21 protein-coding genes and 5 tRNA genes are annotated in these 22,595 nt (G+C 62.5%); 4 read left to right on the forward strand and 22 right to left on the reverse strand.

All coding sequences use genetic code 11. From position 1 onward, the window contains the following. Positions 1-302: 302 nt before the first annotated feature. The 8 genes from CAY82_RS24290 to rluD form a co-directional block, all read right to left on the reverse strand. Positions 303-378 (reverse strand) — tRNA-Lys (locus CAY82_RS24290). A gap of 5 nt (positions 379-383) precedes the next feature. Next, positions 384-460, reverse strand: a tRNA-Pro gene (locus tag CAY82_RS24295). A 47-nt stretch (positions 461-507) separates the two neighbouring features. Further along, positions 508-583, reverse strand: a tRNA-Lys gene (locus CAY82_RS24300). A gap of 6 nt (positions 584-589) precedes the next feature. Beyond that, a tRNA-Pro gene (locus CAY82_RS24305) sits at positions 590-666 on the reverse strand. Between the two features lie 4 nt (positions 667-670). Continuing rightward, positions 671-746 (reverse strand) — tRNA-Asn (locus CAY82_RS24310). A gap of 380 nt (positions 747-1,126) precedes the next feature. Continuing rightward, a complete protein-coding gene (gene clpB / locus CAY82_RS24315) occupies positions 1,127-3,691 on the reverse strand; it encodes an ATP-dependent chaperone ClpB (RefSeq protein WP_087503387.1) in 2,565 nt (854 codons plus the stop codon). A 251-nt stretch (positions 3,692-3,942) separates the two neighbouring features. After that, on the reverse strand, positions 3,943-4,683 hold the full coding sequence (gene pgeF / locus CAY82_RS24320; protein ID WP_087503388.1) for a peptidoglycan editing factor PgeF: 741 nt from the start codon (positions 4,681-4,683) through the stop codon (positions 3,943-3,945). Further along, positions 4,680-5,642 carry a 23S rRNA pseudouridine(1911/1915/1917) synthase RluD gene (gene rluD / locus CAY82_RS24325; RefSeq protein ID WP_087503401.1) on the reverse strand — a complete coding sequence of 321 codons (963 nt, stop codon included), beginning with the start codon at positions 5,640-5,642 and terminating at the stop codon, positions 4,680-4,682. Before rluD ends, pgeF begins: the two co-directional genes overlap by 4 nt. A 147-nt stretch (positions 5,643-5,789) precedes the next feature. Between rluD and CAY82_RS24330 the strand changes: the two genes are divergently transcribed. Next, a complete protein-coding gene (locus CAY82_RS24330; protein WP_015268855.1) occupies positions 5,790-6,809 on the forward strand; it encodes an outer membrane protein assembly factor BamD in 1,020 nt (339 codons plus the stop codon). A 94-nt stretch (positions 6,810-6,903) separates the two neighbouring features. Continuing rightward, positions 6,904-7,134: a PP0621 family protein gene (locus tag CAY82_RS24335; protein ID WP_013970760.1), complete on the forward strand. Its 231-nt coding sequence runs from the start codon at positions 6,904-6,906 to the stop codon at positions 7,132-7,134. 92 nt (positions 7,135-7,226) lie between these two features. On the opposite strand, the gene thiO is transcribed toward CAY82_RS24335, so the two are convergent. The 5 genes from thiO to CAY82_RS24360 are packed head-to-tail and all read right to left on the reverse strand — an operon-like array spanning position 7,227 to position 10,051. After that, positions 7,227-8,324 carry a glycine oxidase ThiO gene (gene thiO / locus CAY82_RS24340; protein WP_087503389.1) on the reverse strand — a complete coding sequence of 366 codons (1,098 nt, stop codon included), beginning with the start codon at positions 8,322-8,324 and terminating at the stop codon, positions 7,227-7,229. Between the two features lie 54 nt (positions 8,325-8,378). After that, positions 8,379-8,768 carry a type IV pilin protein gene (locus tag CAY82_RS24345; RefSeq protein ID WP_087503390.1) on the reverse strand — a complete coding sequence of 130 codons (390 nt, stop codon included), beginning with the start codon at positions 8,766-8,768 and terminating at the stop codon, positions 8,379-8,381. Between the two features lies 1 nt (position 8,769). Continuing rightward, positions 8,770-9,234 (reverse strand): hypothetical protein, encoded by a 465-nt coding sequence (locus CAY82_RS24350; RefSeq protein WP_087503391.1) that lies wholly within the window; start codon positions 9,232-9,234, stop codon positions 8,770-8,772. Continuing rightward, a complete protein-coding gene (locus CAY82_RS24355; protein WP_087503392.1) occupies positions 9,231-9,872 on the reverse strand; it encodes a PilW family protein in 642 nt (213 codons plus the stop codon). Before CAY82_RS24355 ends, CAY82_RS24350 begins: the two co-directional genes overlap by 4 nt. Further along, positions 9,869-10,051, reverse strand: coding sequence for a prepilin-type N-terminal cleavage/methylation domain-containing protein (locus tag CAY82_RS24360; protein ID WP_087503393.1), 183 nt, complete (start codon positions 10,049-10,051; stop codon positions 9,869-9,871). The genes CAY82_RS24355 and CAY82_RS24360 overlap by 4 nt, the downstream gene beginning before the upstream one ends. 109 nt (positions 10,052-10,160) lie before the next feature. Between CAY82_RS24360 and CAY82_RS24365 the strand changes: the two genes are divergently transcribed. Beyond that, positions 10,161-10,676 carry a GspH/FimT family pseudopilin gene (locus CAY82_RS24365; protein WP_087503394.1) on the forward strand — a complete coding sequence of 172 codons (516 nt, stop codon included), beginning with the start codon at positions 10,161-10,163 and terminating at the stop codon, positions 10,674-10,676. A gap of 62 nt (positions 10,677-10,738) precedes the next feature. Here CAY82_RS24365 and ispH read toward each other — a convergent pair whose 3' ends face one another. The 6 genes from ispH to murJ form a co-directional block, all read right to left on the reverse strand. Next, on the reverse strand, positions 10,739-11,686 hold the full coding sequence (ispH, locus tag CAY82_RS24370; protein ID WP_087503395.1) for a 4-hydroxy-3-methylbut-2-enyl diphosphate reductase: 948 nt from the start codon (positions 11,684-11,686) through the stop codon (positions 10,739-10,741). 14 nt (positions 11,687-11,700) lie between these two features. Beyond that, positions 11,701-12,138, reverse strand: coding sequence for an FKBP-type peptidyl-prolyl cis-trans isomerase (fkpB, locus tag CAY82_RS24375; protein ID WP_003258215.1), 438 nt, complete (start codon positions 12,136-12,138; stop codon positions 11,701-11,703). Then, positions 12,131-12,646 carry a signal peptidase II gene (gene lspA, locus CAY82_RS24380; RefSeq protein ID WP_087503396.1) on the reverse strand — a complete coding sequence of 172 codons (516 nt, stop codon included), beginning with the start codon at positions 12,644-12,646 and terminating at the stop codon, positions 12,131-12,133. Before lspA ends, fkpB begins: the two co-directional genes overlap by 8 nt. After that, complete coding sequence (gene ileS, locus CAY82_RS24385) at positions 12,639-15,470, reverse strand: isoleucine--tRNA ligase (protein WP_087503397.1); 2,832 nt, start codon at positions 15,468-15,470, stop codon at positions 12,639-12,641. The genes lspA and ileS overlap by 8 nt, the downstream gene beginning before the upstream one ends. Continuing rightward, the gene (ribF, locus tag CAY82_RS24390) at positions 15,467-16,417 is read right to left on the reverse strand and encodes a bifunctional riboflavin kinase/FAD synthetase (protein WP_087503398.1); all 951 of its coding nucleotides are present in this window, start codon (positions 16,415-16,417) and stop codon (positions 15,467-15,469) included. Before ribF ends, ileS begins: the two co-directional genes overlap by 4 nt. Positions 16,418-16,535: 118 nt before the next feature. After that, a complete protein-coding gene (gene murJ, locus CAY82_RS24395) occupies positions 16,536-18,074 on the reverse strand; it encodes a murein biosynthesis integral membrane protein MurJ (RefSeq protein ID WP_087503399.1) in 1,539 nt (512 codons plus the stop codon). A gap of 249 nt (positions 18,075-18,323) precedes the next feature. Between murJ and rpsT the strand changes: the two genes are divergently transcribed. Then, positions 18,324-18,602, forward strand: a complete 279-nt coding sequence (gene rpsT / locus CAY82_RS24400) for a 30S ribosomal protein S20 (RefSeq protein ID WP_003247625.1) — start codon at positions 18,324-18,326, stop codon at positions 18,600-18,602. A gap of 171 nt (positions 18,603-18,773) precedes the next feature. Here rpsT and CAY82_RS24405 read toward each other — a convergent pair whose 3' ends face one another. The 3 genes from CAY82_RS24405 to CAY82_RS24415 are packed head-to-tail and all read right to left on the reverse strand — an operon-like array spanning position 18,774 to position 22,336. Further along, positions 18,774-21,074 (reverse strand): PqiB family protein, encoded by a 2,301-nt coding sequence (locus CAY82_RS24405; protein WP_087503400.1) that lies wholly within the window; start codon positions 21,072-21,074, stop codon positions 18,774-18,776. Next, on the reverse strand, positions 21,067-21,690 hold the full coding sequence (locus CAY82_RS24410; protein ID WP_015268842.1) for a paraquat-inducible protein A: 624 nt from the start codon (positions 21,688-21,690) through the stop codon (positions 21,067-21,069). The genes CAY82_RS24405 and CAY82_RS24410 overlap by 8 nt, the downstream gene beginning before the upstream one ends. Further along, positions 21,677-22,336 (reverse strand): paraquat-inducible protein A, encoded by a 660-nt coding sequence (locus tag CAY82_RS24415; RefSeq protein WP_063911130.1) that lies wholly within the window; start codon positions 22,334-22,336, stop codon positions 21,677-21,679. Before CAY82_RS24415 ends, CAY82_RS24410 begins: the two co-directional genes overlap by 14 nt. Positions 22,337-22,595: the final 259 nt, after the last annotated feature.

Below are 22,595 nucleotides of genomic sequence, written 5' to 3' on the forward strand. Positions count from 1 at the left end.
GCTGTACCGGATGCACCAGATGGCGTTGTATGGGTTCTTCCGCACGGCGTTGATGATGCTGGGTAGCAAGATTGGCCGGGGTACCGAGCCGCGCCTGAAATTGCACTGACAGGCACTTGCTCCTACAGACACGGCACTGCCCTGTAGGAGCAGCCTTGTGCTGCGAAGAGGCCATTAGCGCCACAGAAAATCTTTTGTCGTACCGGCCCTTTCGCAGCACAAGGCTGCTCCTACAAGGGGTTGTGTTGCTGTGCGGAGCAGGCAAAAAAAAGGGCATCTCATTGGAGATGCCCTTTTTTTCATGGTGGGTCGTGTAGGATTCGAACCTACGACCAATTGGTTAAAAGCCAACTGCTCTACCAACTGAGCTAACGACCCGGAAATGGTCGGGGTGAGGGGATTCGAACTCCTGACATCCTGCTCCCAAAGCAGGCGCGCTACCGGACTGCGCTACACCCCGTGATACTTAAAGAAAAAGGGCATCTCGCTTGAGATGCCCTTTTTACATGGTGGGTCGTGTAGGATTCGAACCTACGACCAATTGGTTAAAAGCCAACTGCTCTACCAACTGAGCTAACGACCCGGAAAATGGTCGGGGTGAGGGGATTCGAACTCCTGACATCCTGCTCCCAAAGCAGGCGCGCTACCGGACTGCGCTACACCCCGAGATTGGCTCCGCGACCTGGACTCGAACCAGGGACCCAATGATTAACAGTCATTTGCTCTACCGACTGAGCTATCGCGGAACTGAACTTCGGCACATCTTTACAGCTTCGAAGCCTGTGTTAGCTTCGGTCTCTTTAGCTATCCGCTTTCGCGTTGCAGCTGCTGAGGCCGGCTATTCTACATTCTTCGTTTTGCTTGTCAACCACTTTTTTTCATTCAACTTACTGATTTGTAAGTTGTTTTGCGGTCACCGGTGTTGCTGGTGATTCGCTTAGTGCCTGACAACGCGGCGTATATTAGGGGCACTCGATTTTAGATGCAAGCAAAAAATTCAAAAATTTCAGCAAGTTATCCAGAAAGGCAGGAAAGACCCGGATTTGCTGGGGCTGTGCCGGCCCTTCGCGGTTTCAGCAGGCATAAAAAAAAAGCCCCGCAGATGCGGGGCTCATGATGAAGCAAATCAGCCAAAGACGATTTCGTCGCCTTCCACCTTGGCGGTAATCGCCGTCCCCGGCATGAACTTGCCTGCCAGGATCAACTGCGCCAACGGGTTTTCGATCCAACGCTGGATCGCGCGCTTCAGCGGCCGTGCGCCGTACACCGGGTCGTAACCCACGGCAATCAGCTTGTCCAACGCCTCCGGGCTCAGGCTCAGCGACAGTTCGCGCTCCAGCAGGCGGCTGCGCAGGCGGCCCAGCTGGATCTCGGTAATGCCGGCAATCTGCTCGCGGCCCAGTGGCTCGAACACCACCACTTCGTCGATTCGGTTGATGAACTCCGGGCGGAAGTGCGAACCCACCGCATCCATCACCGCCGCACGCTGTGCCTCGCGGTCACCCACCAGTTCCTGGATCTGCGCCGAGCCCAGGTTGGAGGTCATCACGATCACGGTGTTGCGGAAGTCCACGGTGCGCCCGTGGCTGTCGGTCAGGCGGCCGTCTTCCAGCACCTGCAGCAGCACGTTGAACACATCCGGGTGGGCCTTCTCCACCTCGTCCAGCAGCACCACCGAGTATGGCTTGCGCCGTACCGCCTCGGTCAGGTAACCGCCCTCTTCATACCCTACATAGCCTGGTGGGGCGCCGATCAGGCGAGCCACGGAATGCTTCTCCATGAACTCGGACATGTCGATGCGCACCATCGCCTCTTCGGTGTCGAACAGGAACTCGGCCAGCGCCTTGCACAGCTCGGTCTTGCCCACCCCGGTCGGGCCGAGGAACATGAACGAACCACTCGGCCGGTTCGGGTCGGACAGCCCGGCGCGCGAACGGCGCACGGCGTTGGCCACGGCGGTTACCGCCTCGCTTTGGCCGATCACGCGCTGGTGCAGCAGCTCTTCCATCTTCAGCAGCTTTTCACGCTCGCCTTCGAGCATCTTGGCTACCGGAATACCGGTCCACTTCGACACCACTTCGGCAATTTCTTCCTCGGTGACCTTGTTGCGCAGCAACTGGTTTTCGGTCTTGCCGTGCTGGTCGACCATCTGCAGGCTGCGCTCCAGGTCAGGGATCACCCCGTACTGCAGCTCGGCCATGCGGCTCAGGTCGCCTTTGCGACGGGCGGTTTCCAGCTCCTGGCGGGCCTGTTCGATCTTTTGCTGGATCTGCGCCGAACCCTGTACCTCGGCCTTCTCGGAGGCCCAGATTTCTTCCAGGTCGGAATACTCACGCTCCAGCCGCTCGATTTCCTCGGTCAGCTTCTCCAGGCGCTTCTTCGCCGCTTCGTCTTCTTCCTTCTTCAGCGCCTGCGATTCCACCTTCAGCTGGATCAGGCGGCGGTCGAGGCGATCGAGCACTTCCGGCTTGGAGTCGATCTCCATGCGGATGCGGCTGGCCGCTTCGTCGATAAGGTCGATGGCCTTGTCCGGCAGCTGGCGGTCGGTGATGTAGCGGTGGCTGAGCTTGGCCGCAGCGATGATTGCACCGTCGGTGATGGCCACTTTGTGGTGCACTTCATAGCGCTCTTTCAGGCCACGCAGGATGGCGATGGTGTCTTCCTCGCTCGGCTCCTCGACCAGCACCTTCTGGAAGCGGCGCTCCAGGGCAGCATCCTTTTCGATGAACTGGCGGTACTCGTTCAGCGTGGTGGCGCCAACGCAGTGCAACTCGCCACGGGCCAGGGCCGGCTTGAGCATGTTGCCAGCGTCCATGGCGCCCTCGCCTTTGCCGGCGCCAACCATGGTGTGCAGCTCGTCGATGAACAGGATGATCTGGCCTTCCTGCTTGGAAAGCTCGTTCAGCAGGCCTTTGAGGCGCTCTTCGAACTCGCCGCGGTACTTGGCACCGGCAATCAGCGCGCCCATGTCCAGCGCCAGCAGGCGCTTGCCCTTGAGGCCGTCAGGCACTTCACCGTTGATGATGCGCTGGGCCAGGCCTTCGGCGATGGCGGTTTTACCTACGCCAGGCTCACCGATCAGCACCGGGTTGTTCTTGGTACGGCGTTGCAGCACCTGTACGGTACGGCGGATTTCGTCGTCACGGCCGATCACCGGGTCCAGCTTGCCTTCTTCGGCACGCTTGGTCAGGTCGACGGTGTACTTGTCCAGCGCCTGGCGCGACTCCTCGGCATTGGCGTCATTGACTGCCGCGCCGCCACGCAGGTTGTTGATGGCGTTTTCCAGGGCTTTCTTGCTTACGCCCTGGCCCAGCAACAGCTTGCCGAGCTTGCTGTTCTCGTCCATGGCGGCCAGCAGCACCAGCTCGCTGGAAATGAACTGGTCACCTTTCTGCTGGGCCAGGCGGTCGGCCTGGTTGAGCAGGCGTGCCAGGTCCTGCGACATGTTCACGTCGCCGGTGGGGTTCTGGATTTTCGGCAGCTGGTCGAGTTCTTTCACCAGCGCCTGACGCAGGCTGTTGATGTCGAAGCCTACCTGCATCAGCAGCGGCTTGATCGAACCGCCCTGCTGCTCGAGCAGTGCCTGCAACAGGTGCACGGGCTCGATGGCGGGGTGGTCCATGCCAACGGCCAGGGACTGGGCATCTGATAATGCAAGCTGCAGCTTGCTGGTCAAACGGTCTATTCGCATGGGGGTACCTTCCTTTAAAGGGCAGGTCGGAGCGATGGACAGCGCCTGTTTATGAAGAAACCTGCCTGAGATGACCTTATAGATAAGGCTGATTCTGGAAGATTCAAGCGTAGCGGGGTTGACCAGGATCAACCTGTTGAATCAGTGCCAAGGCATTCGCGGGTGAACCCGCTCCCACAGGTACTGCACCGCTCTCAAGGCCTGTGATTAGGCTGTGGGAGCGGGTTTACCCGCGAAGAGGCCGGTACAGGCTAGCGCGGTTCCAGCCATACCAGGGAAGCGAAGCGCCCACCCTGCGGGGTACGGCGATAGGAGAAGAACCGCTCATCGCTGACCGTGCACAAGCCACCGCCATGAACAGCAGTCACCCCACGCGCCGCCAAACGGATACGCGCCAGCTCATAGATGTCAGCCATCAACTTGCCCGGCCGGGCACCATCCACGAAGGCCCTGGCCGCCTCCGGGTGCACCGCCGTAAAGGCGTCACGCACTTCCAGCCCCACTTCGAACGCCTGCGGGCCAATCGCCGGCCCCAACCACACCAGCACCTCTTCGGGCGGCAGTGCCAGGCGATCCAGAGTAGCCTCCAGCACACCACCGGCCAGCCCGCGCCAGCCGGCATGCGCTGCCGCCACGCGGGTCCCTGCCCGGTCGCAGAACAGCGCAGGCAGGCAATCGGCAGTCATCACGGTGCAGGCAATGCCAGGCTGGTCGGTCCAGCTGGCGTCAGCCTCGGCCACCACGGCCGGGTTGGCATCCGCCACCACCAGCCCGTGCACCTGCTTGAGCCAGGCTGGCTGGATGGCGAACTCGTCGCTCAGGCGACGACGGTTCTCAGCCACCGCGGCAGGGTCGTCCCCTACATGGTCACCAAGGTTGAAGGTTTCATAGGGCGGCAGGCTGATACCGCCCTGGCGGGTAGTGACACAGGCGCGCACCGAGGCCGGGGCCGGCCAGTCGGGGAACAGCAGCGACTGCGTCAGGCCACTCATCCGATAAAGCTCTCGCGGTCCTGGTTCAGCAGCGACAGCAACCAGACGAAGTCATCCGGCAGCGGCGATTCCCACTCCATGCGCTCACCGGTAGTCGGATGCACCAGTGCCAGGAAGCGCGCGTGCAAGGCCTGACGCGGGAAGGTCTTCACCGCTTCGACCATGGTCGGGCTGGCTGCCGGCGGAATGCGGAAGCGGCCGCCGTAGGTCTGGTCGCCGACCAGCGGGTAGCCGACATGGGCCATGTGCACACGAATCTGGTGGGTACGGCCGGTTTCCAGCTTCACTCGCACGTGGGTGTGCGAGCGGAAGCGCTTGAGCACGCGGTAGTGGCTGACCGCTGGCTTGCCGCCGTCGGTGACTGCCATGCGCTGGCGCATGCCGCCGTGGCGACCAATGGGCGCGTCGATCTTGCCACCGGCAGTCACCACGCCAACCACGATGCATTCATAAATGCGGCTGACCGAGCGTTTTTGCAGCTGGTCGACCAGGTTGGTCTGCGCCTGCAGGGTCTTGGCCACCACCATCAGGCCGGTGGTGTCCTTGTCCAGGCGGTGCACGATGCCGGCGCGCGGCACGTTGATGATGTCGGGCACATGGTGCAGCAGCGCATTCAGCAAGGTGCCGCTGGCATGCCCGGCTGCCGGGTGTACCACCAGGCCGGCAGGTTTGTTGATCACCAGGATCTGGTCGTCTTCATAGACGATGTCCAGCGCAATGTCCTCGGCCTCCCACTCGCCCTGGGCCTCTTGCTCGGCCTCCAGGGCCAGCACGGCGCCACCATGGACGGTGTCACGCGGGCGCAGGACCGCGCCATCGACCGTCAGGCGGCCTTCTTTGATCCAGGTAGTCAGCCGCGAGCGCGAATACTCGTCGAACAATTGGGCGGCGACCTGGTCGAGGCGTTGACCGCCCAGTTCGGACGGGACCTCTGCGCTAAGTTGAATGATCTCGGACATGCTCGATTCGGCGGGCGCACAGCCTTTGGTTTCGGCTGCGAGCTTGTGGTTAAATACGGCTTCTTTTGTCCCGGGGTTGGCCGGGGCGCTCATCATAACAGGACGGCACCGCCCAAGACAGCGGCCGTCAAAGGGACGCAAGCCGCCATGCAAGTGAAACACCTGCTGCTGATCGCCATCCTCGGGCTCACCGCGGCCTGTTCCTCCAATAAAGAAGTGATCGACGAGAACCTCAGCGAGGCCGAGCTGTACCAGCAGGCGCAAGCTGACCTGGACAACTCCAGCTACACCAGTGCCGTGAACAAGCTCAAGGCCCTGGAGTCGCGCTACCCGTTCGGCCGCTATGCCGACCAGGCGCAGCTTGAGCTGATCTACGCCAACTACAAGAACTCCGAGCCCGAGGCTGCCAAGTCGGCGGCCGAGCGCTTCATCCGTCTGCACCCGCAGCACCCGAATGTCGACTACGCCTACTACCTCAAGGGCCTGACATCGTTCGACCAGGACCGTGGCCTGGTGGCGCGCTTCCTGCCGCTGGACATGACCAAGCGTGACCCGGGCGCTGCCCGCGACTCGTACAACGAGTTCGCCCAACTGACCAGCCGCTTCCCCAACAGCCGTTACGCGCCCGACGCCAAGCAGCGCATGATCTACCTGCGCAACCTGCTGGCTTCGTACGAAATCCATGTGGCCGACTACTACCTGAGCCGCCAGGCCTATGTAGCCGCTGCCAACCGTGGCCGCTATGTGGTGGAAAACTTCCAGGAAACCCCATCGGTCGGCGACGGCCTGGCGGTGATGGTCGAGGCGTACCAGAAGATGCACCTGGACGAACTGGCCGCCACCAGCCTGGAAACCCTCAAGCTCAACTACCCGGACCACCCGAGCCTGGTGGATGGCGAGTTCCAGCCCAAGCAGACCGAGTCTGATGGCCGCGGCTGGCTGTCCAAGGCCACCCTGGGCCTGATCGAAACCGACACCCCGCTGCCGCCGGGCGAAACCCGCGCCAACCAGGACGTGGTCAAGCAGTTCCAGGACGCACGCGACGAGATGCCGCGCGAGCTGCTGCCAACGGACGAGAACGGCGACCCGATCGTGCCGGAAGGGCCGAAGGAAGCCGAGAAAGACCGCTCCTGGTTCAGCTACATGACCTTTGGTCTGTTCGACTGATACGCAGCGGTACATGAAAGGGAGGCCCTGGGCCTCCCTTTTTTATTGGCCGCGTCCTAGACTATCGGCTTCTTCAACCGACAAGCTGGACACCATGGTTCGCCTACTTTTCTGGATCGCCCTGATCGCCGCCGCGTTCTGGCTGTGGCGCAAGTTCAAAGCCAGCCAACAGTCGCACCCCGAGGCGAAGCTGGATGCGCCGCTAAAGATGGTGCGCTGCGCCCATTGCGGCGTGCATCTGCCCAATGACCGGGCGCTGCAGCAGGGCAACGAGTGGTACTGCAGCCAGGCGCACCTGCAGCAGGGGCCTGGCCGCCAAGACTGAATTCAAATCTCCACTGGCTTCTTCGCGGGTAATCCCGCTCCCACAGGGATTGCACAGTTTTCGAAACCTGTGCTCTACCCGCGAAGAGGCCCTCAGCCCAGCCGCCCGGTTGGCGCATAGGGCGCCGGGTCGATGATCGGCTCGGCCCCGGTCAGCAAGTCGGTAAACAGCTGGCACGAAGCCGGCGCCAGCACCAGCCCGTTGCGGTAATGCCCGCAGTTCAGCCACAACCCCGCATGCCCCGGCACTGGCCCGATATACGGAATACCTTCCGGCGACCCCGGCCGCAGCCCGGCCCAATGCCCCACCACCGTGGCCCCCTCGAGCTGAGGCAACAACTCCACAGCCGACGCCTTCAGGCTCTCCAGTGCATCCTCGGTCGGGGTCTTGTCGTACCCGGCATGCTCCAGCGTGCTACCCACCAGAATATGCCCGTCGCGCCGCGGGATCGCGTAGCGCCCCTTGGCCAGCACCATGCTCGGCAGGAAGTCTTCGGCACACTTGAACAGAATCATCTGGCCCTTCACTGGCTCCACCGGCAGCTCAAGGCCAAGGGTGCGCAGCAGGTCGCCACTCCAGGCGCCGGCACTGAGCACCACCTCATCCGCCGCCAGCACGCCGTCGGCCGTCTGCACACCGGTCACGCGGCCGCCTTGCTGGACGAAGCCGGTAACCTGGCAGTGCTCACGCAAGGTCACGTTGGGCAACGCCAGCAAAGCCGCCTTGAGCGACTTCACAAGGCGCGGGTTGCGCACGTTGGCCACCCCGGCCATGTAGATGGCACGCTTGAAGCCTGGGCCCAGCACCGGCACCGCGTCATAGGCCACCGAGATATCCACGGCACTCAGCGGTCGTTGCTCGCGCTCGGCCCAGGCCAGCGCTTCGGCCTCGTCGTCCAGGTCGAGCCAGTACAGGCCGGTGATGTGCACTTCGGGGTCGACGCCGGTACTGGCGAACAAACGCTCGCCCAGCTGTGGATAAAAGTCTTGCGACCAGTGTGCCAAGGCGGTCACCGCCGGGCTGTAGCGCCACGGGTACAGCGGCGAGACGATGCCACCGCCGGCCCAGGACGACTCGCGGCCGACTTCACCCTGATCACACACCACTACCTGCCCGACCTTCGCCGCCAGGTTGAATGCCGTCAGCAGGCCGATCACCCCGCCGCCGACCACCACTACTTGCTTGCTCATCTGTCGATCCAACACCTGAAGTAAATCCGCGATGCACCGGGCATCATTCAACCCTCAGTTTCCCCAGCAGTGCTCGCTGCCGGCAACGGCCCCCGGATTGCGCTGCACGCCAGCCTGGTCGAGCTGGAAATCGCCACAGCGGTCCTGCGCCATCAGCCCGCTCGGCAGCCGCCGGGCGCGCAGCGTGAAGGTGTCGCTATCGCGCTGGGCCTGAAGGCTGTAATAGCGGGTACCGTCGGGCAAGGCCGGGTCGCCCTCGGCGTATTGGCCAGTGCGTACGCGGTGGCGTTCCAGGCGCAGGGCGGCATCATGCAGCAGGCCAACCACTTCGCTGCGTGCAGCCCGCCGTAGCTGGTCGCTGTAACTGGGGTAGGCAATGGCTGCCAGAATGCCGGTCACGGCCAGCACAATCAACAACTCGATCAGGCTCAAGCCTTGCTGCATGTCAGTCTCCTCGCAATCTTTGCCGCCAGGTGATGCGCCGGGTTGTGTCGCCGGCCACGGCGTAGACGGCTTCCAGTACATGCCGTGACGGGGTTTGCCTGCTGACGGCAGTTATCCGGAACAGCGTGACCTGCTGCCCTTCCGGCATGTGTGCGGCGCGAGTGCTGGGTCCCAGGTTCTGTATATGGAAGTAACCGGATGCCGTGTGTTGCCACTGCCCCGGCAGATCATGCGGCCGGGTTGGCGGAAGGCACGCTGTGCATGGATCAGGGGGGGCCCGACCAAGCTCGCTCGCCCCTGCCTGCAAGGTGGCCTCTGCCTCTTCAAATGCCAGCAGGCCATCGTGCATGTCACTGACCATGCGCGTTTCAACCACGGCTTCGCGCAGGGCCGAGGCCGTCAGCAAACCTAGCAGCAGGCTCAACACCAACGCCAACAGCAACACAACACCGCGTTGACGCTTCATGGCCCTGGTACCGGGTTGCGCAACGCCACGCTCAGTTCATGATGTTGTTCGAGCCTGAGCGTGGGCTCGTATAACGTCAGCGCAATATCTACCCGCTCTCCATGCGACGTTTGCACACGTTCGAAACGCGCCGCTCGCACATTCTCCACCAACGGCTGAAAGCTTGTTCCTCGCTTGAACTTCAGCACATTGCCCTGAAGCTGATAAACGTACTTGCTGATGGGATACGCCAACGGGTATCGCTCATCGCGCTCTGTTTGTACGAGCACCTTCTCGACACAGTCCGTCTGCAAAAGCCAGTCACCCTTGCCAGCCTGTCCGGGCAACTCCGCCACAACCAGGCTTAGAGTGCTGGTATCAACTTCCAACGGGCGGGCGAATGCCAGCTGTGCGCTCGACTCCTTGACGTCGCCAGGCGCTATCCGCAGGCAACCAAACATCCCCGCCATGCGGATATCCTGCGCCATGCGCAGCAATGCCAGCCGCGCCTCATCCTGCATGCGCACTGCTGTACTTTGCAGGCGCCCAGCCTGGTGAGCAGAGACAAACAGTTGGCCGGCCGCCACCAGCAACATCAACCCGATGGACAGCGCCAGCGTCAGCTCAAGCAAGCCGAAACCACCCTGGAGGCGCCTCACCGCCTGCTCCGTTCACGCTCACTGTGCGTTGCCAGCGCCGCCTGCCCTTCGCGGCGCGCGCTGTCGGTAGCCTGCAATGCCTGCACTTGCAGGCCTGCCGCTGCAAACATGCCCACGGCCACAACCGTCATTGCCAACAGCACTTCCAGGAGCGTCATGCCCCATTGCCTTGTGTGCATCCCTGCACCTCCCGCGACTTTTCCCGCAATTGCCTTGAACCCGGGCGACTGGACCGCTTGTCCAACGACCGTGAAGCTACAGCCAAGCACTTCCAGGGAGGAATGCACGGTGAAGCAACGAGGTGTAACACTGATTCAAATGTTGTCGGCCTTGGCGGTGGCCATATTGCTGACGCAGCTCGGCATGCCGGCCTACGCCAGGTTGAGCGATGACCTACACAGGGCGGCGGCCGCCCGTGACCTGGCACAGGCGCTGCGCAGCGCGCGCAGCCATGCCGTGCTGCAAAGCCAGCGCGTGCTGGTGCAGGCGTTGGACGGTCATTGGGGGAATGGTTGGCGGGTGGTGCTGGAGCATAACCAGCAGGTGCTGCGCGAGCAGCGTCTTTCACGGCCGCTGAAGATTACGAGTAATCGCGGTGGGCAGCTGAAATTCAGTGCGCAGGGGGTTCCGCTGGGGCCGAACAATAATTGGCTTGCTTCAACGATGGAGGTTTGCGAGCGCTTGACCGCAACCAGCCAGTATCAAGTGGTGATGGCATCCACTGGCAGGGTCAGGGTAGAAATGGGAGAGCCCAAAAACTCCCAATGCAAAAACACTTCCAATAGGTCAGCGCGGTCACTGTAGGAGCGGCCCTTTCGCGACACAAGGCCGCTCCCACATAAAACAGCCCCCAGGTGCGGGCCGTGTCAGATCAGCGACCGAACCCGCAGCTCTTTGGGCATGGAGAAGGTGATGTTCTCTTCCCGCCCATCCAGCTCTTCAGCGCCGCTGGCGCCCCAGGCCTTGAGCTGCTCGATCACGCCACGCACCAGCACTTCGGGGGCCGAAGCACCGGCGGTAATGCCGATCCGCGCCGCCTGGTCGAACCAGCCACGTTGCAGGTCTTCGGCACCGTCGATCAGGTAAGCCGGGGTGCCCATGCGCTCGGCCAGCTCGCGCAGGCGGTTGGAGTTGGAGCTGTTCGGGCTGCCGACCACCAGTACCACGTCGCACTCGTCCGCCAGTTGCTTGACTGCGTCCTGGCGGTTCTGGGTGGCATAGCAGATGTCGTCCTTGCGCGGGCCGCCGATGTTCGGGAAGCGCGCACGCAGGGCGTCGATGACGCGGCTGGTGTCGTCCATCGACAGCGTGGTCTGGGTGACGAATGCCAGGTGGTCCGGGTCTTTCACCTGCAGGTTGGCAACATCCTCCTCGTCTTCGACGAGGTAGATGGCGCCACCATTGCTGGCGTCGTACTGGCCCATGGTGCCTTCGACTTCCGGGTGCCCTTCATGGCCGATGAGGATGCACTCACGGCCGTCGCGGCTGTACTTGGCCACTTCGATGTGCACCTTGGTCACCAGCGGGCAGGTGGCATCGAACACTTTCAGGCCACGGCCAGCGGCTTCCTGGCGCACGGCCTGGGAAACGCCGTGGGCACTGAAGATGACGATGACATCGTCCGGCACCTGGTCCAGCTCTTCGACGAAGATAGCACCACGGTTGCGCAGGTCTTCTACCACGAACTTGTTGTGCACCACTTCGTGACGCACGTAGATCGGTGGGCCGAAGACTTCCAGCGCGCGGTTGACGATCTCGATCGCCCGGTCGACCCCCGCGCAGAAGCCGCGGGGGTTGGCGAGTTTGATTTGCATGCTCGGCTCCAGGCTTACAGGGCCTTCACCTCGAGGATCTCCACCTCGAAGGTCAGGGTCTTGCCAGCCAGTGGGTGATTGAAGTCGATGGTCACCTGGTCGTCATCGAACGCTTTCACCACACCCGGCAGCTCGGTGTTGGCGGCGTCGTTGAAGATGATCAGCAGCCCTTCGGACAACTCCATGCCCTCGAACTGGGACCGCGGCATGACCTGCACGTTCTGCGGGTTGGGCTGGCCGAAGGCGTTCTCCGGGGCCACCACGACGGTGCGCTTGTCACCGCCCTTGAAACCGAACAGGGCGTTCTCGAAACCTGGCAGCAGGTTGCCATCGCCGACCTTGAAGGTGGCCGGGGCTTTGTCGAACGTGCTGTCGACGGTGTCGCCGTTTTCCAGGTGCAGCGCGAAGTGCAGGGTGACTTCGGTGTTCTGGCCGATACGGGTGTCAGTCATGGACCGGATCCTCGGACTTCTTGCTCTTGAACATGTCCAGCGCCAGCATCACCGCACCAACGGTGATAGCGCTGTCGGCCAGGTTGAAGGCCGGGAAGTAATGGCGGTTCTGCCAGTGCACCAGGATGAAGTCGACCACATGGCCGAGCACAACGCGGTCATACAGGTTGCCGATCGCGCCACCCAGCACCAGCGCCAGCGCCACGGCCAGCCAGGTATCGTTGCGCCCCAGGCGCTTGAGCCACACCACCAGCACGGCACTCACCACCACGGCGATCAGGGCGAACAGCCAGCGCTGCCAGCCGGAGCTTTCCGCCAGGAAGCTGAAGGCCGCGCCAGTGTTGTAGGCCAAGGTCCAGCTGAAGTAGTCAGGGATGACGACAATCTGCTGGTACATGGTCAGGGCATTGTTGAAATACAGCTTGGTGGCCTGGTCGAGGACCAGTACCACCAGGCTCAGCCAAAGCCATGCAAGGCGCCCGAAGCGCCCCGCTGCAAGGTTAGGCATAGTGGCGCACCTCACCGGAACCGCTCAGGTTGTCGACGCAACGGCCGCAGATTTCCGGGTGCTCCGGGTGGCTGCCGACGTCGGCGCGGAAGTGCCAGCACCGGCCGCACTTGGCGTGGCCGGACTTGACCACTTGCAGCTTGAGGCCTTCGACTTCGGTGGCCACGGCCTCGGCCGGTGCCTGCACGAACGGCACTACGCTGGCAGCCGAGGTAATCAGCACGAAGCGCAGTTCGTCGCCCAGCTTGCCCAGGTCGGCGCTCAGGCCTTCGTCGGCGTACAGGGTGACTTCGGCCTGCAGGTTGCCGCCGATGACCTTGGCGGTACGCTGGTTTTCCAGCTCCTTGTTGACCGATGCCTTGACGGCCATCACACGGTCCCAGTAGGCGCGGTCCAGTTCGGAGCCTTCCGGCAGCTCGCTCAGGCCTTCGTACCAGCCGTTGAGCATTACCGACTCGTTGCGCTCGCCTGGCAGGTACTGCCAGATTTCGTCGGCGGTGAACGCCAGGATTGGCGCGATCCAGCGCACCAGCGCCTCGCTGATGTGGTACAGCGCGGTCTGGCAGGAACGGCGGGCGACACTGTTGGCGCCGGTGGTGTACTGACGATCCTTGATGATGTCGAGGTAGAAGCCGCCCAGCTCCTGTACGCAGAAGTTGTGCACCTTGGAGTAGACGTTCCAGAAACGGTACTCGCTGTAGTGCTCTTCCAGCTCGCGTTGTAGCAGCAGGGTGCGGTCCACCGCCCAGCGGTCCAGCGCCAGCATGTCTTCCGGGGCCAGCAGGTCGCGGGCCGGGTCGAAGCCAGACAGGTTGGACAGCAGGAAGCGCGCAGTGTTGCGGATACGGCGGTAGGCATCGGCACTGCGCTGCAGGATCTGCTCGGAAACGGCCATTTCACCGGAGTAGTCGGTGGCAGCTACCCACAGGCGCAGGATGTCGGCACCCAGGGTGTTGTTGACCTTCTCCGGCTCGATGGTGTTGCCCAGCGACTTGGACATCTTGCGGCCGTTCTCGTCGACGGTGAAGCCGTGGGTCAGCAGCTCGCGGTACGGCGCGTGGCCGTCGATGGCGCAACCGGTCAGCAAGGACGAGTGGAACCAGCCGCGGTGCTGGTCGGAACCTTCCAGGTACAGGTCGGCACGCGGACCGGTAGCATGGCCGATGTCATGCGAGCCACGCAGCACATGCCAGTGGGTGGTACCCGAGTCGAACCACACGTCGAGAGTGTCGGCGATCTTGTCGTACTGCTCGGCTTCAGCGCCCAGCAGCTCGGCGGCATCCAGCTTGAACCAGGCCTCGATGCCCTCCTGTTCGACACGCTTGGCCACTTCTTCCATGAGTTCGACGGTACGCGGGTGCAGCTCGCCGGTCTGCTTGTGCAGGAAGAACGGGATCGGCACGCCCCAGTTACGCTGACGCGAGATGCACCAGTCCGGGCGGTTGGCGATCATCGCGTGCAGGCGCGCCTGGCCCCAGGCCGGGACGAACTTGGTGTCCTCGATGGCTTTCAGTGCGCGCTCACGCAGCGGCTCGCCAGTGCTCGGCTGCTTGTCCATACCCACGAACCACTGCGCGGTGGCGCGGTAGATCAGCGGGGTCTTGTGGCGCCAGCAGTGCATGTAGCTGTGGCTGATGGTTTCGGTGTGCATCAGCGCACCGACTTCGCTCAGCTTCTCGACGATGGCCGGGTTGGCCTTCCAGATGAACTGGCCGCCGAAGAATGGCAGCGAATCGACGTACACACCGTTGCTCTGCACCGGGGTGAGGATGTCGTCGTTGACCATGCCGTAGCGCTTGCAGGTGACGAAGTCGTCTTCACCGTAGGCTGGCGAGGAGTGAACCACGCCGGTACCGGCGCCCAGTTCGACGTAGTCGGCCAGGTAGACTGGCGACAGGCGATCGTAGAACGGGTGGCGGAAGTTGATCAGCTCCAGCGCCGAACCTTGGGCGGTGGCGATGACCGAGCCTTCCAGGCCGTAGCGCTTGAGGCACGACTCGACCAGCTCTTCTGCCAGCACCAGCAGGCGCTCGCCGGTATCGACCAGAGCGTACTTGAACTCCGGGTGGATGTTCAGCGCCTGGTTGGCCGGGATGGTCCACGGGGTAGTGGTCCAGATCACGATAGCGGCCGGCTTGGCCAGCGAGGCCAGGCCGAAGGCAGCAGCCAGCTTGGCCTCATCGGCAGCCGGGAAGGCAACGTCGATGGTCTGCGATTTCTTGTCGGCGTACTCGACTTCGGCCTCGGCCAAGGCCGAACCGCAATCGAAGCACCAGTTCACCGGCTTCAGGCCCTTGAACACGAAGCCTTGCTTGACCATTTCGGCCAGGGCGCGGATTTCGCCGGCCTCGTTGGCGAAGTTCATGGTCTTGTACGGGTTGTCCCAGTCACCCAGCACGCCCAGGCGGATGAACTCGGTCTTCTGCCCTTCGATCTGCTCGGCGGCGTACTCGCGGCACAGCTCGCGGGTGCGGTCGGCGGACAGGTGCTTGCCATGGGTGACCTCGACCTTGTGCTCGATCGGCAGGCCATGGCAGTCCCAGCCCGGCACGTACGGCGCATCGAAGCCGGCCAGGGTCTTGGAACGGACGATCATGTCCTTGAGGATCTTGTTCAGCGCATGACCGATGTGAATCTTGCCGTTGGCATAGGGCGGGCCGTCGTGCAGGACGAACTTGGGACGATCCTTGCCAATTTCGCGCAGCTTCTGGTACAGGCCAATGCTGTCCCAGCGCTGCAGGATCTGCGGTTCGCGCTGAGGCAGGCCGGCCTTCATGGGGAAGGCGGTGTCCGGAAGGTTAAGCGTGGCTTTGTAGTCGGTCATTTCAGGCTCTTCGTTAGCGGTTGAGCGTGCCAATGTGCACGTGCGGCGGCGATATCCGCATCGATCGCCGACTTCAGCGCCTCCAGGGAGGCGAATCGCTGCTCTTCACGCAGCTTGTGGTGGAACTCCACCGTCAGGCGCCGGCCATACAGGTCGCCGGCATAGTCCAGCAGATGAATCTCAAGGTGCGGGCGCCCGTCACCTGCAACGGTGGGGCGCACGCCGATATTGCCGACACCCGGCCAGGCCTTGCCGTCGATTTCGATGCTGGCCAGGTAGACCCCGGACAGCGGCACGCGGCGGCGCTTGAGCTGGATGTTGGCGGTAGGTGTGCCGAGCTGGCGGGCCAGCTTCTGGCCATGCAGCACGCGGCCGGCGATGCGGTACGGGCGGCCCAACAGGTGCTCGGCCAACTCGAAGTTGCCTTCGGACAGGGCCTTGCGCACTTCGGTGCTGCTGACCCGCAGGCCGTCCTGGATTACGGTGTTGGCGGCCTCGACGGTGAAGCCATACTGCTTGCCGGCGTCGACCAGGAAGGCGAAGTCGCCGACGCGGTCGCAGCCGAAGCGGAAGTCATCGCCCACTTCGAGGTGGCGCACACCCAGGCCGTCGACCAGGATGGCCTTGACGAAGGCATCGGCGCCGAGCTTGCTCAGGCGCTGGTTGAATGCCAGGCACAGCACACGGTCGATGCCTTCGGCCGCCAGCAGCTCGATCTTGTCGCGCAGGCGGGCCAGGCGGGCCGGCGCTGTATCGGGAGCGAAGTACTCGCGTGGTTGCGGTTCGAAGATCACCACGCAGGTCGGCAGGCTCAAGGCCTGGCCGCGCTCGCGCAGGCGCGCCAGGATCGCCTGGTGGCCGCGGTGAACCCCATCGAAGTTGCCAATGGTGGCGACACAGCCCCGGTGCTCGGGGCGCAGGTTGTGAAGACCTCGAACCAGCTGCATAACGCGCTTCTTGCTCATAAAGTGGCCGATTATAACCACACCCGGGCGCCGGTGACAGGCAGCAGCGCCCAAGGGCGGCGTGGAATGCGAAAAACCGACGCCTGACCCGCCCGATGCCTCAGTGCAAGGCCTTTCGGGCGAAATGTCGAGGACGGAAGCCGCAAAGGTACAGGCAGCCGAAATAGGTCACGACGCCCGCCAGCACCAGAGCCCCCAAGCGCACCAGGCGCTCGAGCATGTTGCCCTGCTCCCAGGCCGGCAGGTAATGCATGCCGGCCAGCAACACCGCTGACATCAGTCCCACCGCCAGCAACAGCTTGAACAGGAACATCGCCCACCCGGGCTGCGGCTGGAACAGCTGCTGGCTGCGCAGCTTCCAGAACAGCAGGCCGGCGTTCAGGCAGGCCCCCAGGCTGATCGCCAGGGCCAGGCCGGCATGCGCGAGCGGGCCGATCAGGGCCAGGTTGAACAGCTGAGTGCAGACCAGGGTGAATACCGCGATCTTCACCGGCGTACGGATATTCTGCTGCGCATAGAAGCCAGGTGCCAGTACCTTGACCAGAATGATGGCCAGCAGGCCCACGGAATAGGCGATCAGCGCCCGCTGGGTCATGGCTGCGTCGACGGCCGTGAACTTGCCGTACTGAAACAGCGCCACGGTCAACGGCTCGGCGAGGATGGCCAGGGCCAGGGTGCAGGGCAGCACCAGCAGGAAGCACAGGCGCAGGCCCCAGTCGAGGATCCGCGAGTATTCCTCGCGGTCCTTGTTGGCGTAGGTTTTGGCCAGGGTTGGCAGCAGTATGGTACCCAGGGCCACGCCCAGTACGCCGGAAGGCAGCTCCATGAGGCGGTCGGCGTAGTACATCCACGACACCGAACCGGCCACCAGGAAGGAGGCAAAGATGGTGTTGATGATCAGCGAGATTTGGCTCACCGACACCCCGAGGATCGCTGGCAGCATCTGCTTGAGCACCCGCCATACGCCAGCATCACGCAGGTTCAGGCGTGGCAGCACGAGCATGCCGATCTTCCTCAACGCTGGCAGCTGGTAAAGCAACTGCGCCAGGCCACCGGCCAGCACACCCCAGGCAAGGGCCATGATAGGCGGGTCGAAATATGGCGTAAGCAGCACGGCGAAGGCGATCATCGCCACGTTCAGCAGGGTCGGGGTAAAGGCCGGCACCGAGAAGCGGTTCCAGGTATTGAGGATCGCCCCGGCCAGGGACGACAGCGAAATCAGCAATATATAAGGAAAGGTCACCCGCAACAGGTCGGTGGTGAGCTCGTATTTTTCGGCGCTGTCGACAAAGCCCGGCGCGGTCGCCCACACCACCCACGGCGCCGCCAGGATGCCGATAGCGGTCACCAGGGCCAGGGCCAGGGTCAACAGGCCGCTGACATAGGCGACGAAGGTGCGGGTCGCCTCTTCGCCTTGCTGGGTCTTGTATTCAGCCAGGATCGGCACGAAGGCCTGGGAAAACGCCCCTTCAGCGAAGATGCGCCGCAGCAGGTTGGGCAGCTTGAAGGCGATGAAGAAGGCATCGGTAGCGATGCCGGCACCGAAAACACGCGCCAGGATGGTGTCGCGGACAAAGCCCAGCACCCGCGAAATCATGGTGATCGAGCTTACCGCAGCCAGAGATTTGAGCAGGTTCATCGAAAAGATTCACGCCAAGGGCAGAGGACGCTGCCAGACAGCGTCCGAATGTGCGATACTCCCGCGCCTTCGCAGGGGAGCCAAAATTCCCGAGTTTACAGGTCGCGCAGCAGAAAGGAATATTTCCCTCTTGTTGGCGCACCGCTCGGCGGAACCTTGCAGGTGGCCTTGACATCCGTTCGACTGATCGGCATGATTCGCGGCCTATTTTGTTTGCTATTTACCTAAAGTCTTTCGAGGAGCTCGACGGTGGCCAACACACCTTCCGCCAAGAAACGTGCAAAACAGGCTGAGAAGCGTCGCAGCCACAACGCCAGCCTGCGTTCCATGGTCCGTACCTACATCAAGAATGTAGTTAAAGCCATCGACGCAAAAGACGCCGAAAAAGCGCAAGCCGCTTACGTTCTGGCTGTGCCTGTAATCGACCGTATGGCCGACAAGGGCATCATCCACAAGAACAAGGCTGCTCGTCACAAAGGCCGTCTGAATGGCCACATCAAGGCGCTGAAAGAAGCTGCAGCTGCCTAAGCGACGCGCTAGTCGAAAAACCGACCCTAGGGTCGGTTTTTTGTTGCCTGCGATTTGTGCAAGCATCCTGCCCACTTGATTACGATCGGCTTTTTTAGGAGCAGCCCATTCGCAGCACAAGGCTGCTCCTACAAAAAACGCAAGGCTGCGCTTGGCAGCCCTGCCTCTACATCACTTGGCTATCTGAATCTTCGGCGCCCACTGCAGCCATTCATCCTCGGCCTTGTCAAACAAGGCAAAGGTCTGCTGCGGCCGTGCCGGGTTGCCCATCTGCTCGCCATCTGGCGTGGCGAAGGCAATACCGCCGTCAATCAGGGTCTCCACCGACTCGGTACGCACGGTCGCCCCCTTGAACAGACCCCAGTCGAAACCGAAGCCGCTGCTGTTCCAGAAACGGCTGCCGCTGCGCACCAGGGCCGCATAGCGCGGTTCGATCAGGATATGGATCAGCACGCGGTCGGCGCTCTGCCCCAACTCGAAGCCCGTTACCTTGCCCACCGCAACCTCACGGTAGGTCACCGGCACACCCGGCTTGATCGAGCCACGGCGCGGGGCGCTTAGCGTCAACGGCAGGCCGACTTCCGGCCCGGCCACCTGCGGGGCGTCGGCCAAAGCGATGAAATCGCGCTGCGGGCCACGGTCCTTGGCAGCTGGCTGCACTTCCAGGTACTGCCCGCCCACCAAGGTGTCGAGGTTCTGCGTGCGCACCAGGCCAAAGGCTGGCTTGACCACCCAGAATTGCGTACCGGCGCGAGCGATACGGTCTGCCGCTTCGGTGATGCGCGCTCGCAGCAGCACTGCCTGCAGATCATCGGTCAAGTCGACGCTCTCGATGCTGCCCACATCCAGCCCGCGGAAACGGATTGCCGTGCCCGGCTTCAGGCCATCGGCACGGTCCACGCGAATGGTGATCAATGTGCCTGCGCGGTTTACCGCCTCCTGGCTGTCATGCAGGCGGAAGCGTGGAATGTGGCGTTTGAGCGGCACATCGGACCGTGGCGTATCGAACGCAATGCCACCGGCCATCAGGGTCTGCAGCGATTCACTCTTGATCTTGATACCCGACAGGCCGCCCGTCAGGGTGATACCACTGACGTTCCAGAAGCGCGACGAACCGTTGACCAGCTTTTCGTATTCCTTCTCGATATGCACACCGATCAGGATGCGGTTGCTGTTGCGGGCGAACTGGTAGCTCTGCACGCTACCCACCTTCACCTGGCGGTACATCACCGGGCTACCGATTTCCAGCGAACCCAGGGTGTCGGCGAACAACACCATGTGCAGGCCTGGGGCCTTGAGGTCGAGCGGCGGCGCCTTGGCGCGGGCCTCGAACTCACGCTCGGGCCGTGCCCCCTTCTCACCGGGGCGGATGGCGATGTAGTTACCTTTGACCAGCGCTTCCAGGCCGGTGATACCCGCCAGGGAAATCGACGGCTTGACCACCCAGAACTGCGTGCCCTCGACCAGATAATCCTCGGCCAACGGGTCCAGCGTCAGCTCGGCCGAGGCACTGGCCAGGTTGTCTGCCATTGTCAGGGCTTTCAACGAGCCCACCTGGATGCCCTTGTACATGACCGGTGTACGGCCCGCCTGCAGGCCCTCGTAATCGCTCAGTTTCACCTTTACCCGGATACCTGCCTGGGCCGCGTCGAAGTCTTCATACAGACGGAACGGCAGGTTCGAGTCGGTGGGCGGGCTGTCCTTGCGGTGCTCCGGCGTGGCAAAGGCGATACCACCGGCGACAATGCTCGACAGCGACTCGCTGCGCACTTTCACGCCCGAGAGCGAAGCATCGATGCTGACGCCGCTGGCGTTCCAGAAACGCGTGTGCTTGCGCACCAGGCTGGCATAGGCCGGCTCGATGAACACTTTGATCTCGACGGTGCTCTGGTCCTCGGACAGGCGGTAGCTTTTAACCCGGCCAACCTGGATCTGCTTGTAGAACACCGGGCTGTCACGGTTGAGCGAGCCCAGCCGCTCGGCCTTGAGGGTCAGGTGCAGGCCCGGTTCGGTGTCCGACAGCGGCGGCGCCACCTTCAAGGCGGTAAAGCGCTTGGTACGCTCCCCCTCCCCCGGGCTGACGGCGATGTAGTTGCCTGACACCAGTGTTTCAAGGCCGGAAATACCCGCCAGGCTGACGCTCGGCTTCACCAGCCAGAAACGCGTCCCCTTGGTCAGATGAGGCTCGGCAGCCTTGTTCATCTCGATGGTGGCGATCACCCCCTGGTGCTCACCCTTGGCGTCGAGCACCAGGCTTTTGACCTTGCCAACCGGCATGCCCTTGTAGATCACCTCGGTCTTGTTGGCGACGATACCCTCGCCCGACTCGAAGCGAACTTCAATTTCCACACCGGCATCACGGTAAGCCTGCCACGCAAGCCAGCCACCGATCATCAAGGCGATCAAAGGCAGGATCCAGATGGCCGACCAGTTCGAGGCTGGGCGGGTTTTAGCCGTTGGCAGGTCACTCATGGTCGTCATCCGACTCCGTGTTATCCCAAATCAGTCGGGGATCGAAAGTTAAAGCGGCAAGCATTGTCAGGATCACCACAGTTGCAAAGGCGACAGCGCCCAGGTTGGCTTCGACACTGGCTATTCGGCCGAAATTCACCACCGCCACCAGGATGGCGATGACAAAGATATCGAGCATGGACCAGCGTCCAATGAATTCGATGAAGCGGTACATCAATATCCGTTGCCGCGCCGAAAGCGGTTGCCGACGTTGAACGGAGTACAAAAGCAAGCCAATGCCCACCAGCTTGAACGTGGGTACCAGGATACTGGCAATGAACACCACGGCAGCAATAGGCACCATGCCATGCTTGAGCAAGGTGATGACGCCGGACATGATCGTGTCGGGGCTGCCCTGGCCCAGGGTGCTCACGGTCATGATCGGCAGCATGTTGGCCGGAATATAGAGGATCGACGCGGCAATCAGCAGCGCCCAGGTACGCGCGATGCTGTTCGGCCGACGGGCATGCACGATTGCGCCGCAACGTGTACAGGTTTGTGAAGTGCTGTCTGGCTGTTGCCTGTTCAGCTCGTGACATTCATTGCAGACAAGAATGCCCGCATCAATCGCCCGCATGCAGGTCCTCCCCTGATAGAGCGCTCCAGATCTGGTGCGGTGACATCACCACCTCGAGCCATACCTGAATCAATAGCAAGCTGATGAAGCAGAACAGCCCCAGGCCCACGGTCAGTTCGGCCAGGTCCACCAGCTTGACAATGGCCACCAGCACGCCCATGAAATAGACCTCGAGCATGCCCCAGTCACGCAAGTGGTGATAGATGCGGTAGAACAGCAGACCGAAGTTACGCCCAATGTTCAGGCGAATGCTCAATAGCACGAACAACTGGCAGAGCAGTTTGGCCAGGGGTATGGCCATGCTGCAGAGAAACACCACCACAGCCACGCCGCGCATTTCTGAGTTGTACAGGCCCAGCACGCCACTCCAGACGGTATCGTCCGATGTCTGGCCAAGCAGGTGCAACTGCATGATCGGCAGGAAATTGGCTGGTACAAACAGCAGCAAGGCGGTGAGTACCAAGGCCAGGCTGCGGTTGACCACATTGTGCCGGTGGGCGTAGAGCTCGTAGCCGCAGCGCGGGCATTGGGCTTTCTCATCATGCTGGAGCACGGGCTTGCGCAGCAGCAGGTCGCATTCATGGCAAGCGACAAGCTCGTCCAGCGGCAACTGGGCCAGGGTTTCAGGTTCGACAGGATTGGGCATATAGCGCTTCTGGATAGGTGCGTGGGCCTATTCTAGTGTTCTGGCTCGAATTGTGGGAGTTGTGGAAGCAGGCGACGCGGGGGATGGCACCGGCTTTGCCGGTGTTCGCGGGTGAACCCGCTCCCACAGGGGCCGCGTATGCGCGGGAGTTTTTGCGCCACAAAGACAAAACCCCTACCTGCATGCGCAGATAGGGGTTTTGCGAAATGAATCTTGACGATGACCTACTCTCACATGGGGAAGCCCCACACTACCATCG

This window comes from Pseudomonas sp. SID14000 (assembly GCF_002165135.1).
Lineage (GTDB): Bacteria > Pseudomonadota > Gammaproteobacteria > Pseudomonadales > Pseudomonadaceae > Aquipseudomonas.

Bases quoted from the DNA above. Each gene is read 5' to 3' on its own strand.
- clpB (WP_087503387.1), bottom strand. From the start codon at position 3,691: ATGCGAATAGACCGTTTGACCAGCAAGCTGCAGCTTGCATTATCAGAT.
- pgeF (WP_087503388.1), bottom strand. From the start codon at position 4,683: ATGAGTGGCCTGACGCAGTCGCTGCTGTTCCCCGACTGGCCGGCCCCG.
- rluD (WP_087503401.1), bottom strand. From the start codon at position 5,642: ATGTCCGAGATCATTCAACTTAGCGCAGAGGTCCCGTCCGAACTGGGC.
- CAY82_RS24330 (WP_015268855.1), top strand. From the start codon at position 5,790: ATGCAAGTGAAACACCTGCTGCTGATCGCCATCCTCGGGCTCACCGCG.
- CAY82_RS24335 (WP_013970760.1), top strand. From the start codon at position 6,904: ATGGTTCGCCTACTTTTCTGGATCGCCCTGATCGCCGCCGCGTTCTGG.
- thiO (WP_087503389.1), bottom strand. From the start codon at position 8,324: ATGAGCAAGCAAGTAGTGGTGGTCGGCGGCGGGGTGATCGGCCTGCTG.
- CAY82_RS24345 (WP_087503390.1), bottom strand. From the start codon at position 8,768: ATGCAGCAAGGCTTGAGCCTGATCGAGTTGTTGATTGTGCTGGCCGTG.
- CAY82_RS24350 (WP_087503391.1), bottom strand. From the start codon at position 9,234: ATGAAGCGTCAACGCGGTGTTGTGTTGCTGTTGGCGTTGGTGTTGAGC.
- CAY82_RS24360 (WP_087503393.1), bottom strand. From the start codon at position 10,051: ATGCACACAAGGCAATGGGGCATGACGCTCCTGGAAGTGCTGTTGGCA.
- ispH (WP_087503395.1), bottom strand. From the start codon at position 11,686: ATGCAAATCAAACTCGCCAACCCCCGCGGCTTCTGCGCGGGGGTCGAC.
- fkpB (WP_003258215.1), bottom strand. From the start codon at position 12,138: ATGACTGACACCCGTATCGGCCAGAACACCGAAGTCACCCTGCACTTC.
- lspA (WP_087503396.1), bottom strand. From the start codon at position 12,646: ATGCCTAACCTTGCAGCGGGGCGCTTCGGGCGCCTTGCATGGCTTTGG.
- ileS (WP_087503397.1), bottom strand. From the start codon at position 15,470: ATGACCGACTACAAAGCCACGCTTAACCTTCCGGACACCGCCTTCCCC.
- ribF (WP_087503398.1), bottom strand. From the start codon at position 16,417: ATGCAGCTGGTTCGAGGTCTTCACAACCTGCGCCCCGAGCACCGGGGC.
- murJ (WP_087503399.1), bottom strand. From the start codon at position 18,074: ATGAACCTGCTCAAATCTCTGGCTGCGGTAAGCTCGATCACCATGATT.
- CAY82_RS24405 (WP_087503400.1), bottom strand. From the start codon at position 21,074: ATGAGTGACCTGCCAACGGCTAAAACCCGCCCAGCCTCGAACTGGTCG.
- CAY82_RS24410 (WP_015268842.1), bottom strand. From the start codon at position 21,690: ATGCGGGCGATTGATGCGGGCATTCTTGTCTGCAATGAATGTCACGAG.
- CAY82_RS24415 (WP_063911130.1), bottom strand. From the start codon at position 22,336: ATGCCCAATCCTGTCGAACCTGAAACCCTGGCCCAGTTGCCGCTGGAC.